Raw genomic sequence first — 15,998 nt, forward strand, 5'->3', positions numbered from 1 at the left:
CGTAAATAAAGTCGAAAATAATCTTCCGCGGCAACCCCACTCCCTTGGCTATTTCGCGTTTTTTTCAGGCACTTATCCCCGATTGACGTCCACCTCCTTGCAGCAGAGGCTTGATAACTTCGATGGCCTTGTTGTTCATGGGATAGCGGTGAGCGTGGAATGTATGCAATCGTTTTAGCTCATCTATTACAGCATCCACGTCGATATTTGCGCGCTTTAGTTCCTCACCTAATATAGACGGATTCAATTGATTCAGTATGCAGGCGTGCAGAAACTCCAGTAGGTCATTGGGCTCCGCCTTGATGTAAGCCATGAAATCCGTGATGGTGGGTTGCTGTTCATCAGAAAATATTGGGTGACGCAAGTCATCCCGATATTTTGTGTCCCAAAATGCGCGCCGCAATGCCAAGTGATGCAGGTATGCTTTCCACCGATCTCGGTTAATCGTATCATCAATGTGCAATACTTCCATCGCCGCTAAGGATAGTGATTCATGTAATCGAACAATCTCGCTGGTCGGGCTGTCGAGGGTAGTCGCAAGATGACCTGCCACCTGGTCGAAGCAGGCCAGGCCCAGATAAGCTAGTGCTAGTAACAAACGACTCGCGTTCGTTTGGTCGGCGTAGCGTTCAGGCCCCGCGTCCTCGGCGCCAAATTCCAGTACTTCACGCAAGTAACAGGCGCTATCCCATAGTTGCTGCCATCGAAGTGCATAGTCGTTCTCCGATGTCAGGGGCAGCGCGAGCAAATGCGACAACAAGTCCGGTGCGTTATTATTGCTTGAAAGATGCGGGCTGGCGCGCTCAATCAAATTACGGCCCTCTGCCTGAAACCAGGTTTCAGGCGTGATACGCCATTGACTGGCGAACTCTTCGAAGGATGGCTGGGGGGTGTTTTCGTTGTGTGCAAAAAAGGATCGTACGCAACGATAGCACCAGTCTTCCCAAGCTGCGGCATCGCCTGGAATGTGCGAGATAAGTGCTTGGCCGAGCAAGGCTTTACCGATGGCTTTGATCAGTGCAATGTCGACGAAATAAGGGGACCTGATATCGTCAAATTCGTCGTCACTTTGCCCCAGTCGCGCGCGCATCAACCAGTTTGCCCAACGCAGTAACATCGGAATGGCATCGCTTCGCGTTGCAAGAGTAGCTACCACGGCATCGACCAATTCGCTGACTTGGGAGGATAGCGCGACAACTTCATCCAGGTCGGCACCGAAACGCGGAATCTGCCTGCCGGGAACCAACAGCTCGGCTCTGGCGTGCACTAGCAGTAAGGGCAACAAGACCGCGCCCGTCCATCGGCCATCTTGCTCAAATGCAAGCGGTGCTGCTTTGACAGCTGCTTCCCAATGCACATAGCGCGACTGAAAGCCAGTCACTTGCGCATCCATTAGCGCAGCATCCAGCAGGAAGGGATTGTGTGACTGCGCAATCAATTGATGGAACTTTTCTGGCGCAATTTCATGGAGTAGACCAAAGAAGCGCATCTCCTCTTCATAGTTCATGAAGTCCGAGCCCCTGAGTCCCCACCACAACTCCTCGAGCTGTCGTATGGAGGTCTTCCAGTAGGAGCAAGCCCCTTCTCGTTGCTTATTTCGACGCTCTGATTCTGAATTTAGTGTGTTGTTTTCAAGCTGCTTGAACAGGAGGATAGCCAAATCCACATAAGCTTGGCTTGCATGAGTGTCGCGATGTGCCTGAGCCGACATCGCGTTTGCCAACCAATGTTCGATTTGCCATGAATGATAAGCGATCTTCCTAACTTTTTTCCAGGTCTCCAACTGCGGATATTTGGCAAGCGCCGTGGCACAGGCCACTGTTAATAGCATATCGGGATCACTCGTGGCATCGGCCTGTTGCTGGGCATGTTCGCGCAACGCATTAATTTCTGGCGAGATATCTGACACCATCAGATGCTTAACCAGAGTTTCGATGACATTTGGTGCGGTTCTGGCGAGGAATGTGAGAAACTCTTCTCGGCTTCTGAAATTGCCGTTATCCTGAAAGGGTTCAGGTTTCGTCTTCCGTTCGTCAATCCATTGCATCATCGTGTTTCCTTGCACTTTTCCCATACCAGCTCAAAAAAATTGACCGCCCCCACATCCTCTGCGCTCCAGCCACGGCTGGCTGCACTGACGCTGGCGTGGAAACCGCCCACTGTCGCACCGAAATGCCAAAGTTCGTCATCGACAATGGCAAATCGGTCATGCACATCAATCGGGCCTCGCGTGAGGCAGGTGTTAATCTCAATCAGGCAGCGTGTGTCGCGCCGAGCTTGCATGGTATTGATATAGTTTTCCTTATCCTTGAACAGCTGTAAGAATTCCGCCGTTATTTCATCGTGTTGTGCGGTGAGAATTCTGATATCACTGGCTACAAGTTTGGCATGCAACCAATCCAGAACTGTAATGATGCGCTCGTCTGGTTTACGCTTTTCCTCTGGCGCCAGAAAATATTTATCCATGACCCATATTCGCTTCACTGCGTTCATCACGGCATAGCGGAATGCATACAAGGGTTGCGGCGCAGGTGCACGTTTGCGTGCACCGATGGTATCTATATCGCGTGGGAAGTGCGTGCTCCCGCCGCGCTCACAGCCCCACATAATTTCAGCTTTTAAGGTTGGGGATGAGTGCAAAGGGGGACGCTTTGGGGCAAGGCCGAAGTCTTTCATTGCTTGCTTGATTTCACGTACGCTTTTTTCACTAGTTTGATGTAGCGATCCAGATCCGGCGCCGTGCAGGCTAGGGATTGCAGCTGCTTGATGACTTGGGTGGGGTCGGGCAGTCGCACGATCATTGAGGCTTTCTCTCCAAAGCCGCTAAGCGAGTTGCCGACAAACCACACATCATCATCCACTACAAGAAAACGGTCATGCAACTCGGCCGCCGAAATGATGGCCACTTGGGGTTGCAACTGTTGGTGTTTGTTGAGTTCGTCAAGACTGTTTTTGAACGACTCCAGCAAGGCCAGTCGGGTTTCATGCGAATGGGACGGTGGATTGAAGGCGAGCTTAGTGGTCAACAGGGTAGTGTTAACCTGCTCGCCGTGTATCGCATAGAGAAACTGCCCCAGTTGCAAGGTGCCTAGGTAAGGGTCCGCTATCATTACCCTGAAACGTGCCGCGCGTAGCAGTTCCCGAACAAAATGCATCGCGTCCTCGCGGGAGCCAGCGGGAAACCATCGTTGCCCATAATGCTTGGCATGGGCCTGCATTTCCCGTTTCCTGACCTCTGCCGCCATACGCACACTAGGCTCGGCGTCGACCACAGCTCCCAAGACCGACGTGGTATCCCACTCGGTGGAGCTCGCCGCCTTGTACTCTGTTATCGGCGCGTCCGGAGCGCTGCCCGTGGGTACTTTGATATTCAAGGTGTTACCGGAGTTGACTCGCACGTTGAGATTTATCTGCCGCAGAAAACTTGTCGGTGGACTGTAGGCCAGCACACCGAGCTTGTTGTGACTCACCACGAAGCCGTACTGTCCCATGCAGCGTCCTTTATCCACCTCAAGGATGCCATCGGAGGGTATCTGGTACGTTTCAAAGTGAGTCAGTAGATTGGCCTCCTTGTCAAATGTGGTGACGCGTAACTCATCCAGACTCTGACCCGGACGCGGGACCATACGGTAGACGATTCGTTCCCCTTGTCCATTACTGGCCGGTACCATGAAATGGTCGATCTGGCGGACGATTGGGTCCGGCGAGATATACACCGCGCTGCCAAGATATTCTTTATAGTTAAATAGATTTATGTGCATGCGCCGGGCCACGAACGTATGGGCGTCGGCATCGTCAAGGAAGGCATTTAGGCCTACGGGATTACCGAAACGGCGGTGCAGCCTAGCCGGCACGCTACCAATGAAGGGAGCCGGATTAATCGTCGGCGTGCGCTGGTGGGAAAACAGTTCCTCTGGAACAGGCAGACCGAATACCGGCCAGGGTTGAGGATCCTCCAGTCGAGGCACCTGAATGCGCGGTCTCGAGGAATCACCTTGTTCGTTAGTTGCTGGGAAGGGAAAACATGTTTCGCTTTCACTAAGTGAGGTGTACCAATCGATTGCCACCTCCTTTGGAATGACGATCCGGTGAAAGCACAAACGATTCTCAGTTCCTTTAAGCTTGAAGTGCTCCGGGCGCGTAAGCGCTCTTGGTGCTGGTCTACCGTGTGCCAGTTCGGTTATCGTGGTAAATAGCAGCTTGTCCACACTCCCCTTTTTCTGCAAGGTGACCAGCCGTACAACGGCCAAAGCCTGATTCTTAATTTCTGTCATTACTTTCCTGCTCCTGTACATCTTGGCGGTCTAGGCGTGAATCGACCACATGGTCGATCACTGCAGTTTTGGTAGTCACTGAGATTTCATCCGGTATCCTGCAATATAAAAGCATAGCATGTTGCTTAAAAGGAAAAATAGTGAATTCTCACATGGTGATCTTTTAATTTTGGTTCGTCGGGATTTTTTATGTCTGAAAGAAAATTAAACGGCTGTTTGATATAATTAAACATCTGTTTAAATAATGGCACTGGAATGACTGAGGAAAATACGCAGGAACCAGCCCGGCTGCGCATCTTGCAGACGGCCGTGGAGATGTTTGTCGAGCATGGCTACAAGGCGACGTCGGTGCGCAAGATATGCGAGGCTGCGCAAGTGAATGTGGCGATGGTCAATTATTACTTCCATAGCAAGGAAGAGCTGCACCTGGCTGCTTTTGACTACGCCAGGGAATTGGCCCATGTAGCCGATAACGCTGCTGCTGCCACAGCTTTGCCGCCGGCCGAGCAATTGCGCCTGGCTATCGAAGAGCTGGTCTGCACCATGTTGCGTTCGGGGCCGTCGTCCCTGTTTGTGCGCCTGGTGGCGCGCGAATTGATCGAGCCGACGGCTGCGATTCATCGCCTGGCCGAGCGCCATGTGTTGCCGCAGCACGCACAATTTACGCGGCTGATACGCGGCGTCGTTGGCCCGTGCTGGCCCGACGATGTGGTGCAGAAATGCGTCTTCAGCGTCATCGGCCAGGTGGTGTTTTATGCGCGTTCGCGCTCCGTGCACGAGCTGGTGGCGCCGGAAATCAGCTATGACGAGGCGGGCATCGCCGCCATCGCCGCACATATTTCCCGCTTTACTTTGGCGGCGCTGGCGAATATGTGTGCAGGAGAGCCAGTATGAAATCCTGGACCCTGACCATCATGCTGGCCGGCCTGGCCATGCTGGGGCCTTTCGCCACCGACACCTTTTTACCCTCGTTTCACGCCATTTCCACCCATTTCAATGTCAGCTACCTGCTGGTGCAGCAGACCCTGAGCGTATATCTGGCGGCGTACGCTTTCATGACCCTGTTTTATGGCACTTTGTCCGATTCTTTCGGCCGCCGTCCCGTGATCCTGTATTCCATGTTTGTGTTTGCCGCAGGCTCCATCGGCGCCGCCTTCGCGCCCAGCTTTGGCTGGCTGCTGTTTTTCCGCGGCGTGCAAGGTGCGTCAGTAGGGGCAGGCCGGGTCATCGGGCAAGCCATCGTGCGCGATACCTTGACGGGCGCTGCCGCGCAAAAGATGCTGGCCAATATCATGATGGTGTTCGGCATCGCGCCCGCCATCGCGCCGATTATCGGCGGCTGGCTGCATGTGGCCTACGGCTGGCAATCGACGTTTGTGTTCACCTTTATGGCGACCGTGCTGCTGTTGCTGATCAGCTGGCGCGGCTTGCCGGAAAGTTTGCCGGTCGCCCAACGCCAACCCTTTCATCCGGCGACCATCGCGGCCAACTACTGGCAGGCGCTGCGCCACCGGGGCTTTCAGCTGCGCTCGCTGGCCGTGGCTTGCGCGTATGGCGGTTTCGCCCTGTATATCGCTTCGGCGCCGCATTTCGTCATGGAATTGCTGCATTTGCCCGAGACGGCGTTTGGCTGGATGTTCGTGCCCATGGTGGGTGGCCTGGTGGCAGGCTCGGCCTTGAATGGCAAGCTGGCGCATACGGTGCCGATGCCGCAACTGGTGCAGCGGGGCTTGCTGATCATGGCGGCCACGGGTGTCTGCAATATTGCGTACAACCACTGGTTTGTGCCCAGCATACCCTGGGCCATCATCCCCATCATGCTGTATGCGTTTGGCATGTCGCTGGCCTTGCCGGGCATGACCCTCTCCACCCTGGATATCTTCCCGCATATGCGCGGCCTGGCCGCATCCTTGCAAAACTTCGTGCAAATGCTGCTGTTCGCGCTGGTGTCCGGTTTCATCGCGCCCTTGCTGTTCGACAGCAGCATCAAGCTGGCGCTGGGCCAGATGTCGGCGGTGCTGCTGGCCTCGTTCTTCTGGTGGCTGGCTGGTCAGAACACCACGGCGCATAGCAGAGGCAAGGCGGCGACAGTGGCTTAAATCAAGGGAAGTTGCCAATAGACATTTATACATGTTTCCTCATATACTATGGAGTTGCACATAGAGCAATACTGACTTGTGCGTTTCCGACTCGCATAGCATAGGGAAAAGAATGGACACACCGGACTATAGCCAGCATACAGAACAGCAATTGCGGCAGATATTGGGCCGCATCGACGCGGCCCGTTTCCCTGAACGCGTGCAGGAAATCGAAGCGCGCCTGGCCAGCCTGGCTTTAGCGCCTGCGCCGGTCAAAACCGAAGCAGTCGCAGCTGACGCCCCCGATGTAGTGATGGCGGGCGTGTGGCGCAGGATAGTCGCCTGCCTGATCGATGGCATGCTCCTGTTTCTGATCGGCCAGGCTGCGGGCCTTGTTTTGTACCAGCAATTTTCCTCGCTGGGCGGCTGGGGAGTGTTAGTTGGCGCGTTCATTACGCTGCTCTATTTTGGCGTGACACAAAGCCGCCTGGGCGGTGGACAGTCGGCAGGCATGCGGCTGCTGGGATTGAAAGTGGTGTCGCGTACTGGCGAGATGCTGGGCTTTCCCGCTGCGTGTGTCCGCGCCGCTCTTTTTTGCCTGGTGTTCTTCCTCAATGGCGTCGTTATCGACTTGGGCGCGGACAGGGAATTGCTGAGCATGGGCTTGCTGCTATTGCTTTTCGGACTGGTTTTCAGCATTTTTTATCTGCTGGTATTTAACCGCCGGACGCGGCAAGCCACGCATGACCTGGCCGTTGGCGCTTTTGTCGTCAGGGCCGGTCCCGGCAAGCTGAGTTTGCCCTCGAAAGCGATCTGGCGTGGCCATGCTGCTTTCATCGCTGCGGTCATCATCGTGTTTGCTGGAGTGGCGCTGGTATTGAGGCAGTCTGCCATCAAGGCTGAACTCGGCGCTTTGAATGCTGCGCTCACGCAACTTCAGGCGACTCCGGGCGTGCAGGGGGCCAGTATTTTCCTGATGACCATGCACACGGGAAATCAGACCAGCGAGCACTTGTCGATCAATGCCATCGTCGATGCATCATTGCCAGATACCGGGGCATTTGCGCAAGGTCTGGTGCAGACGGTACTGGACAGTTATCCCGGGGCGAGCCGCCAGCCATGGATTATCGTCAGTCTGAGGTCAGGCTATAACATTGGTATCGCTTCACGCTGGAATATCACGAACTACGCGCATACGCCTGAACAATGGAAATCGCTAGGCCATGATACCGCCACGAAAACCGCGCAATGATGAGCGTATCCCGCCGCTCGCTCTGGCTGCGGATGATTTATGCCCTGTGCCTGCTGGGCGCCACCTACAACCATCTGCTGATTGTTGCCGAGTATGACTGGGGCTGGAATTACGGCGGGCTGCCGGTCCTTGTCACCACCTTCTGGACGGCGCTGACCCTGATCGACCCGCTGGCCATCGTGCTGCTGTTTTTGCGGCCGAAGGCTGGCGTGATCGTGACGCTGGCTATTATTGTCGTCGATGTCGCTATCAATGCCTGGGTGGGGTTGACCTACGGCATCGACCTGGCCGCGTTTCTGGCGCAAGTCTGCTTTCTGATTTTTGTGGTGTGCACCTGGCGCATGGCTGCGCAACATCCTTGAAACGTCGTGCAGTCGCGGTACAATCGCCAGACACTGTGACCGAAAGGGGCTGTCATGACAAGCACGCAGAACGGCGGCGAGACGCCGTCGCGGCTGATCGATGCCAAGATCCGTGAACTGGACGATTGGCGTGGACAGACCCTGGCGGCCATCCGGCAAGTCATCTTGCAGGCGGATCCCGAGGTGCTGGAAGAAATCAAGTGGCGCGGCGTGCCCGTGTGGTCGCATGCGGGCATCATTTGCACGGGTGAAACTTATCAGCGTGCCGTGAAGATGACCTTCGCCAAGGGTGCTGCGCTGGCCGATCCGGCCGGCCTGTTCAATGCCAGCCTGGACGGCAATACCCGGCGCGCCATCGATTTCCATGAAGGCGACATCGTTGACGAGGCGGCCTTGACGGCGCTGATACGCGCCGCAGTGGCTTTCAACACGGCGCCGAAAAAATAGCTATTATTCCCTGATCGTGACCACCAGCTTGCCGCGCGCGCTGCCATCGGCTTGCGCCGCGTGTGCCTGCTGCACCGTTTCCAGGGTGAAACCGCGTGGGTCGACGCGCACGCGCAATTGCCCCGCCGCGATCAAACGGTTGGCCTGGCGCAAAATGGCGCCGTGGCGCGCATGATCCTTGCCGCTCAATAAGGGCAGCAGGGTGAACACGCCTGAATAGCTGGCTGCGCGCGCCGTCAAGGGCGTCAGCGCAAACGTGCCCCAGCCCAGGCAGCTGACGACATGGCCGCCATAGATTCTTGCTGCCTTGAAACTGGCGTCCAGGGTGGACCCGCCCACCGTGTCATAGACGATATCAAACCCCGCTCCCGCCGTGTGTTCGGCCACATAGTCATCCACCGTGCTGGTCCGGTAATCGATAAAGCGCGCGCCCAGCGCTTCGATGGTCTCGCGGCTGGCCGCGCTGCCGGTCGCGTAGACGGTGGCGCCCATGGACACGGCGATCTGCACGACCATATGGCCCACGCCGCCTGCGCCGCCATGCACCAGTACGCTATCGCCCGCCTTGATCTGGGCGCGGTCGACCAGGCCTTCCCAGGCCGTGATGAAGACCAGGGGCAGGGCGGCAGCTTCGCGCAGGCTCAGCTTTTCCGGTACGGGCGCCAGCAGGGCGGTCTCGAATACCCCATATTCAGCCAGCGAACCGGGGATGCCGGCAATGCCGCCCGCCATGCCATACACCCGGTCGCCGACGGCAAAGGTGGTCACACCATCACCCACGGCGGCCACCGTGCCGGCCATGTCAATGCCGAGGATGGCGGGCAGGCGCGGCTGTGCATGTGGCGCCTGGCCGGCGGCGATTTTGGTATCGAGCGGATTGACGCCGCTGGCGGCGATACGCACGAGGACTTGTCCCGGCCCTGCTTGCGGCACGGGCAGCTCGGTCAGGGTCATGGGAACGGCAAAGGTATTCAGTAGGAGGGCTTGCATGGTGTGCTCCAGAAAGTTGATATGGCCAGTCTAGGCGGGCAGGGCGGAAAGAAAAACAGGGCGCGGCACGATGCACTATTTCAGAATCGTGGATAATCGCCCAAAAAAGGAGTATCCATGGACAGGCTGGAATCGATGCAAGTGTTTTGCGCGGTGGTCGAGGCGGGCGGCTTCAGCAAGGCCGCGCAGCGCCTGGGCATTTCTACCTCGTCCGTGACGAACCAGGTGGCGGCGCTGGAAAAGCATTTCGGCGTGCGGCTCTTGCAGCGCACCACGCGCAGCATGTCGCTGACGGCCGAAGGTTTGCACTGCCATGCGCAGGCGCGCCAGTTGCTGGCTGACATGGCCGTACTGGAAGCGAGCTTGCAGCAGGCCGGTCAGCGTCCGTCGGGCAGCTTGCGCGCCGACATGCCGAGCAGCATCAGCCGTAACATAGTGGCGCCGGCCTTGCCGCGTTTTATCGCCGCCTATCCCGAGATCGACTTGCGCATGACCGTCAGCGACCGTTTGGTCGACATGGTGGAAGAAGGTATCGACGTGATGCTGCGCATAGGCGAGCCGCAGGATTGCTTTCTCGTGGCGCGCAGCCTGTTCAAGATGGAGTATCTGTGCTGTGCCTCGCCCGAGTTTCTGGCCCGGCACGGCCAGCCGCAAACACCGCAAGAACTCGAGCAGTTTGCCTGCCTCAATTTCCTGTACCCGAAATCGCGCCAGGTGCGGCCCTGGCTATTCCAGGATGGGCAAGGCACCGAGCCGTATGCGCACACGCCGGCAAGCAAGTTATCGTTCGACCATATCGAATCGATGATCGCCGCCGCGCAAGCCGGCTGCGGCATCGTGCAGGCGCTGTCAGTGTCCGTCATGCAACCCTTGCGTGAAGGCAGCCTGCTGCCGCTGCTGCAACCCTACCGTACGGCCGGCCCCGACGTATGGGCCCTGTTCCACCCGCGCCAGCTGCGCGCGGCCAAGGTGCAAGTGTTCGTGGACTTCCTGGCGCAGCTGTTCCAGGAACAGGGTTGAGCGGATTCACTTGCAATACAGCCGGTCGATGCTATGCGACGAGGCCAGGTAATGCCGCGTTTGCCAACTGATGGCCACCCGGTAGGCGCAGGGCGGGTCGAGCGCTACATTGACGGGAAAACCGCCATTGTTGCTTGATAAATGAGGCCCACCTGCGCCGCCGCGGAACAAATAGTTGGCGGGCGGCGGCGGTGGCGTGAAGCTGGCTGCCGGCAGCGGCGGCGGCGGGTGGGTGATGCCATTGTTGTTCGATATCGTCAGATTGAAAAAGCGCAGATGCGGATGGTCTAGCGTGTACAGGATGTGCACCACGCCGCCCGCGATGGGGTTGCAGGCATTGCTGCGCAATTCTTCCAGGTCCAGCGCGACGATGACGGGCGAGTTGTCGAAGACGATGGAATCGAGGCCGTCGGTGGCTACCAGGGCCAAGGTTGTGCCGTCGCGCACCTCGAAACCCAGGCGGTAGCGGCGCACCGGTTCGCTTTCCGCTGTCGTCAGGCTGCGGCCGGCATCGAGTATCGGCAAGCCGCCCGGCAGCTTGGCCGGATGCAGGCTGGTGATGGCTGGCGTATTGACGGTGAACAAGTCGAAAGTGCGCAGGAAATTGCTGCTGCTGACGTTGACGACGGCCATGCCGCCATTGCGCATGTCGACGGTGAGGGCCTTGTTGTCGATCCGTATCCAGCCGCCCGCCAACACATCGCCCGTGTCGATGATGACTTGGGCCGAGTCGGGCAAACCCAGTCCATTCGTATAAAACACATAACCGACCAGGGTGCCGAGGATTTGCGTGAGCGGCGCCAGGCTGGCGGGCGCCACCGTGGGCAGTGTGCTGGGATCGTCGGCGGCGCCGCTCCAGCGCCATTCACCGATCAAAAAGCGGTATTCGAGCGAGTTGGCGGGAATTGCGCTATTGCGCAAGGGGCAATTGCCTTTCAGCGTGACGCCGCCCGCGAAGACGCAGGACGCGGCCGGGCCACCTGCATACCCTTCTGGTGAAAAGCCAGCTGCGGAAGGGAAGGGGTGGATATCGAAGATTTCCACCTGCTGCCAGTGCGGCACACCTTCCACGTCGGGCGGCAGGACGGCGCTTGAACACAGTTCCACGCAAAAGCAATGGCCCACGTTTTCGCGGCCCGGCTGGCGGCCATTCGCCTGGGTTTCCGACAGGATGCTTGCGCTGCCCAGCTGCGCCGTGAAATACACGTCGGGTCCGCTGGCAAATTCCACGTTGATGAAGGGAGAAAAGGGTGTGAGCGTGAAGTCGGAGGTCAGATAATCGATGCGGAAGCGGCCCGTCGCATCGGTCACGGCGTCGCCCAGTGCATCGTCCTGCAGCCAGTCGGCATCGAAGGCGTGCACGGTGGCGCCGGCGATAGGCGTTTGTGGCGCCACGCAGGTGCGCAAACGGCCGCAGATAGTCCAGGCGCCGAAGCGGGCGCGCACCAGGCACCAGAAACGCTGCGGCAGGCAATAATCCCAGACGGCGAGGAAATCGTCGCCGGCCTGGCGCCAGCGGGGCTGGATGGTGGTGATGGAAAACTGCAGCGGCACCGGCTCCTTGCCGCCCGGCTTCAAATGGGGCACGCTGGGGCAGAACACGTCCACTTCGACCGCCTCGCCCTGGTAGTCGTCGTTTTCGCCCAGGCTAAAACTGTAGTTGCCGTCGGCATCCGTGCGTGCCTCGGCCAGCAGGAACGGCCCCTTGGCTTGTAGCTCTTCATTGCCGAGGATGGCGAAGGTTTCCTTGGCGCTGGCCACGGCCAGGGCGGTCACGTTTTGCGTGTCGCGCGTGCGGTACAGGCGCACGATGAGGTGCGACAGCGGTTCGGGACATTCGGCACAGATCAAGCCGCACAGCTTGCCGCGTAAGATGTAGGCCATGATAGTCCCCTTGCTGTTGTGAATGTGCGCCGCTCGGATGGCGGCGCTGTTATCAAGCTAGCAAATGGGACGGCGATGGACTTGATCTGGATTAAACGCTGCAGTCTATTTAATTTAGCTATTTAATCAATGCCAGTACTTCGCGGAAGCGCGGGTGCTTGCAATCGCGCAACCATTCGAAGGCCAGCATTTCCACCGTCAGCAATTGTGCGCCCAGCTTGTCCAGCCGCTGCAAGGCTGCCTCGCGGCTGGCCGGCTGGCGCGAGCCGACCGCGTCGATGGCGATGATGACGTCGTAACCGAGTTCCAGCAAACCGATCGCTGTCTGCAGCATGCACACATGGGCTTCGCAGCCAGTGACGACGATCTGCTTGCGTCCTGGCGGCAAGATCGCTTGCAAGCCGTCAAAGCAGGCGCCGAAATGCGTCTTGTGCAAAGTCTGCTGGCATAGGGCGGCGATTTCTTCCAGGTTCGGCCCCAGGCCCTGGCGGTTCTGTTCCGTGCCCAGCACGGGAATCTCCAGCAGCTGCGCGATGCGCGCCAGGCGCAGGTTCTGGACCAGTACGTTGTCGGCATCGTGGATGGCCGGCATCAAACGGCCCTGCAAATCGACGATCACGAGTACTGCTTGTTTGGCATCCATCAGCATGTTTGTCTCCGTTAGCGTGTCAAGGCAGCCAGCGGGGCGTGCTCTCTTCGCCCATCAGGTAGCCATGGTTGAGATCGATCACTACACGCAAATAATTCCACAGCGCGCTGACGCGGGCGATATTGCGCCGTTCGCTGGGCGAGACCATCCAGAAGGCGCGCAGCAAATCGATCTGATCGTCGAGCACGGGCACCAGTTCGTTTGATTGCTGAGCCACGAAGCAGGGCAGGATGGCCAGTGCCTGGCCCGCGCGTGCTGCATGGTACTGGGCCAGCACGCTGGTGCTGCGAAAGGCGCGCAGGGAATCGGGCGCCACGTGGTCCATATAGCGCAGCTCGGCGCTGAACACCAGGTCGTCCACGTAGCCGATGATGGGGTGGCGGGCCAGTTCGGCCACGCTGCTGATAGTCGCATGGCGCGCCAGGTAGGCGGGCGTAGCATAGAGTTTCAAACGGTAGTCGGATAGCTTGGTGACGACGTAGGGGCCGGACTGGGGCCGTTCGATGGAAATCGCCACGTCCGCTTCGCGCTTGGACAGGCTGACAAAGCGCGGCACGGCGATCAGGTCCACGCTGATGTGCGGGTTGCGGCCGCAAAAGTGCGCCAGGTGGGGCGCCAGCACCACGGCGCCAAAACCTTCCGTGGCGCCCAGGCGTACCTGGCCGGACAGCAGCCGGTTATGTTCGCCCAGTTCCTCGGTGGCCGCGTACACCGTGCTTTCCATGGTTTCCGCGTATTCCATCAGGCGATGGCCTTCCGGTGTCAGCTGGTAACCCACGTAATTGCGGTCGAACAGCTGCGTGCCCACCTGCTCTTCAAACTTGCGCATGCGCCGCGAGACGGTGGAATGGTCGATGCCCAGCTTCTTTGCGGCATCGACCAGGCCCTGGCTACGCGTCAGTTCCAGAAATACCCGTACATTGTCCCAATCGAGCATGCTTGTATCCTTGTGCATTTTTGCCAAGGATTATGCATGGCTTTTGACGGCACGGGTATGTTTACACTGCTTGCTAGGACATCACTGGCTGATCGGACGATCCGGCCCCAGGGTGCTCTTGCCTTGCAATACCTTGCTCGCTTCGCCTGCCAGGCGCAGATAAAAGTCGCTGCTCAGGTTTTCGCCATCGGCGTCCAGGGTGACGAAGGGGCCGCGCGGCTTGCCCGGTTCATACGGGCTGGGGCTGGTGGGAATTTCCACCGGCAGGAAGGCTTTGCTAGGCGCCACCTTGTACATCGCGGTCGCTTCATCGACTTCATCGAACATGGCGCCAAAGAAGGTAGTCGCGCCAGCCGAGCGGGCTTCGTAGAACTGGGTCCACCAGAAACGCCCGCCGATGCGGTGTTCGTTATGGCCGCCAGGGAACAGCATCGGCATATAGCGCTTGCCCAGGCGCGTGGTTTCGGCGATATCGGCCGCCATCACGTTCTGGCGGAAGTTGCGCACGCCCTGCTGGTCGCCGAAACGGCCCACCAGCCATGGATTGAGCGCATCGAAACGGCGGTACACGGCCGCCCAGGCCGGGTCTTGCGACGAATCGGAGCCCTGGGTACGCCATTGCGACGGCACGCCGCCGATCACATAAGCGCGCTGGTTGGCAGGCGCATCGCGCAAGAACCAGTCCAGCAAGGCGTTGGCCGCAGCAGGCGTGGCGGGCTGGCCGTTAAAACCCAGTCCCCACAGTTCCACCACCGGCAAGCCATTCTGGTGCAGATACGATGGCGCCGACAGTGAACCGTTGGCGGCCAGCGCGGCCCAGTGATCCTTGACGTTCTTGACGATATCGGCGTCCTGCGCGTTGCTGGTGTCATATTCGACGGCCCAGGTACGGCCATTAGCCGACGCGCCCGCGCGCACGTTGGCCGTCACGCCATCGCGGAAACGGCGGTTGACGGAACCTGGCGCGAGCTCGGTGACGAATTCCTGCAGCAGCACGCCATCGATGCCATAGTTTTGCATCCATTCGAAATGGCGGTTGACGGTGGCGCGGTTCCACGAGCTGTAGACCACGGCAGGCGAGCCGTCCGGCATGGTGAAGCCCGTCTTGCATTGTTCGGCGGCGGGCACGTCGCGCATGTCCGGCCACATGTCGACCGTGACATTGCTGGCCACGGGCGTGGCGCCTGGCGCCCAGTGACGCCAGCCATTGCCGGCCACGTCGATAGGCGAACCGTCGCCTGCGCAGGCAAACCAGCCCTGGTAGCCGAAGATCAGCTTGTTATCGAGCGTGCTGGAATCGACCACCGGGCCGCTTGGCGTGGGGTCGGCGGGCAGCACCGGGTCGGTCGAGGTGAACGTCCATTGCTGGTTGCTGTTGTTGCCGCATTCCCATTGCTGGATGACGCCGCCCGGCGCAGTGCTGAAGTTTTGCACGTCCAGGCACTTGCCGCTGTTTTGAGCGCTGATGGTGTAGGCCTGGTTTTTCGGGACGATGTTAAAACGCTGGTTGGGGCCGCCGCCGTAACTCCATTGCTGGAGCAGCGCACCGTTCAGCAGGGAAATGCCGGCCACGTCCAGGCTCTTGCCGCTGTTCAGGTTAATGATGCTGTAGCTGCCGTTGTCCGTCAGCTGCACGTCGAACTGCTGCGCCTTCGCGCCGTTGCAAGTGGCTTGCTGCAGCGCCGCACCGTCCGCCGTGCTATCGCCGGCAAGGGCCAGGCACAGGCCGCTGGATACGCTCTTCACCGTATAGTGGCCCGGCGTCACGGTGCTGGCCGTGACGTCGGCCCTCAAGCTGGTGCTTTGCGCTGGCGTATCGGCGCCGCCGCCGCTGCCGCAGCCGCCCAACAGGGTAGCGAGTATGGCCGAACTGGCCACAGCGGCCAGGCCTGGCCTGTAACTTGATGTCTGTAGATTCATGGTCATGTTTTCAGATTGATTTGTGGTGGCGACGGCTACCACGCAGCTGTTCAGCGCTGCCCTGCGTCACTGTTTTCATATTGCCGTACGGAAATGTTGCGAATGGAATCATAACCAGAATTTACAGCGTCCGGCGCACAATATGCGACATAAGAAACTATTTTTTTTAAGGCAATGGCGCTGAA

The 15,998-nt window shown here is 58.8% G+C and carries 14 protein-coding genes; 6 read left to right on the forward strand and 8 right to left on the reverse strand.

The annotated features are described in order from the left end of the window. Positions 1-64 precede the first annotated feature (64 nt). From HDE72_RS08510 to HDE72_RS08520, 3 genes are read right to left on the reverse strand one after another with little or no spacing between them, the layout of a single operon-like run. The gene (locus tag HDE72_RS08510; protein ID WP_183738888.1) at positions 65-2,050 is read right to left on the reverse strand and encodes a hypothetical protein; all 1,986 of its coding nucleotides are present in this window, start codon (positions 2,048-2,050) and stop codon (positions 65-67) included. Next, positions 2,047-2,676 (reverse strand): hypothetical protein, encoded by a 630-nt coding sequence (locus HDE72_RS08515; protein WP_183738891.1) that lies wholly within the window; start codon positions 2,674-2,676, stop codon positions 2,047-2,049. The genes HDE72_RS08510 and HDE72_RS08515 overlap by 4 nt, the downstream gene beginning before the upstream one ends. Then, positions 2,673-4,274, reverse strand: a complete 1,602-nt coding sequence (locus HDE72_RS08520) for a VPA1262 family N-terminal domain-containing protein (protein WP_183738894.1) — start codon at positions 4,272-4,274, stop codon at positions 2,673-2,675. Before HDE72_RS08520 ends, HDE72_RS08515 begins: the two co-directional genes overlap by 4 nt. 255 nt (positions 4,275-4,529) lie before the next feature. On the opposite strand from HDE72_RS08520, the gene HDE72_RS08525 reads away from it, so the two are divergent. The 5 genes from HDE72_RS08525 (at position 4,530) to HDE72_RS08545 (ending at position 8,413) form a co-directional block, all read left to right on the forward strand. Then, positions 4,530-5,168 carry a CerR family C-terminal domain-containing protein gene (locus tag HDE72_RS08525; protein WP_183738897.1) on the forward strand — a complete coding sequence of 213 codons (639 nt, stop codon included), beginning with the start codon at positions 4,530-4,532 and terminating at the stop codon, positions 5,166-5,168. Further along, on the forward strand, positions 5,165-6,373 hold the full coding sequence (locus tag HDE72_RS08530; protein WP_260176573.1) for a multidrug effflux MFS transporter: 1,209 nt from the start codon (positions 5,165-5,167) through the stop codon (positions 6,371-6,373). The genes HDE72_RS08525 and HDE72_RS08530 overlap by 4 nt, the downstream gene beginning before the upstream one ends. Before the next feature lie 112 nt (positions 6,374-6,485). Then, positions 6,486-7,604 carry an RDD family protein gene (locus HDE72_RS08535; RefSeq protein WP_183738900.1) on the forward strand — a complete coding sequence of 373 codons (1,119 nt, stop codon included), beginning with the start codon at positions 6,486-6,488 and terminating at the stop codon, positions 7,602-7,604. Further along, complete coding sequence (locus tag HDE72_RS08540; RefSeq protein WP_183738903.1) at positions 7,601-7,966, forward strand: hypothetical protein; 366 nt, start codon at positions 7,601-7,603, stop codon at positions 7,964-7,966. The genes HDE72_RS08535 and HDE72_RS08540 overlap by 4 nt, the downstream gene beginning before the upstream one ends. A gap of 54 nt (positions 7,967-8,020) precedes the next feature. Beyond that, a complete protein-coding gene (locus HDE72_RS08545; protein ID WP_183738906.1) occupies positions 8,021-8,413 on the forward strand; it encodes a DUF1801 domain-containing protein in 393 nt (130 codons plus the stop codon). A gap of 3 nt (positions 8,414-8,416) precedes the next feature. On the opposite strand, the gene HDE72_RS08550 is transcribed toward HDE72_RS08545, so the two are convergent. Beyond that, positions 8,417-9,403 carry a zinc-dependent alcohol dehydrogenase family protein gene (locus HDE72_RS08550; protein ID WP_183738909.1) on the reverse strand — a complete coding sequence of 329 codons (987 nt, stop codon included), beginning with the start codon at positions 9,401-9,403 and terminating at the stop codon, positions 8,417-8,419. Between the two features lie 117 nt (positions 9,404-9,520). Between HDE72_RS08550 and HDE72_RS08555 the strand changes: the two genes are divergently transcribed. Further along, complete coding sequence (locus tag HDE72_RS08555) at positions 9,521-10,423, forward strand: LysR family transcriptional regulator (protein WP_183738912.1); 903 nt, start codon at positions 9,521-9,523, stop codon at positions 10,421-10,423. 6 nt (positions 10,424-10,429) lie between these two features. Here the strand turns inward: HDE72_RS08555 and HDE72_RS08560 are convergent, their stop codons facing one another. The 4 genes from HDE72_RS08560 to HDE72_RS08575 all read right to left on the reverse strand — a co-directional run bounded on the left by HDE72_RS08560 (position 10,430) and on the right by HDE72_RS08575 (position 15,813). Further along, complete coding sequence (locus HDE72_RS08560) at positions 10,430-12,307, reverse strand: transthyretin-like family protein (protein WP_183738916.1); 1,878 nt, start codon at positions 12,305-12,307, stop codon at positions 10,430-10,432. Positions 12,308-12,425: 118 nt separating this feature from the next. Further along, positions 12,426-12,956, reverse strand: a complete 531-nt coding sequence (locus HDE72_RS08565) for an isochorismatase family protein (RefSeq protein WP_183738919.1) — start codon at positions 12,954-12,956, stop codon at positions 12,426-12,428. Positions 12,957-12,975: 19 nt separating this feature from the next. Then, positions 12,976-13,893 (reverse strand): LysR family transcriptional regulator, encoded by a 918-nt coding sequence (locus HDE72_RS08570; RefSeq protein WP_183738920.1) that lies wholly within the window; start codon positions 13,891-13,893, stop codon positions 12,976-12,978. A gap of 81 nt (positions 13,894-13,974) precedes the next feature. Continuing rightward, positions 13,975-15,813 carry an RICIN domain-containing protein gene (locus HDE72_RS08575; RefSeq protein WP_183738922.1) on the reverse strand — a complete coding sequence of 613 codons (1,839 nt, stop codon included), beginning with the start codon at positions 15,811-15,813 and terminating at the stop codon, positions 13,975-13,977. Positions 15,814-15,998 lie beyond the last annotated feature (185 nt).

This window comes from Janthinobacterium saanense (assembly GCF_014200675.1).
Classification (GTDB): domain Bacteria; phylum Pseudomonadota; class Gammaproteobacteria; order Burkholderiales; family Burkholderiaceae_D; genus Janthinobacterium.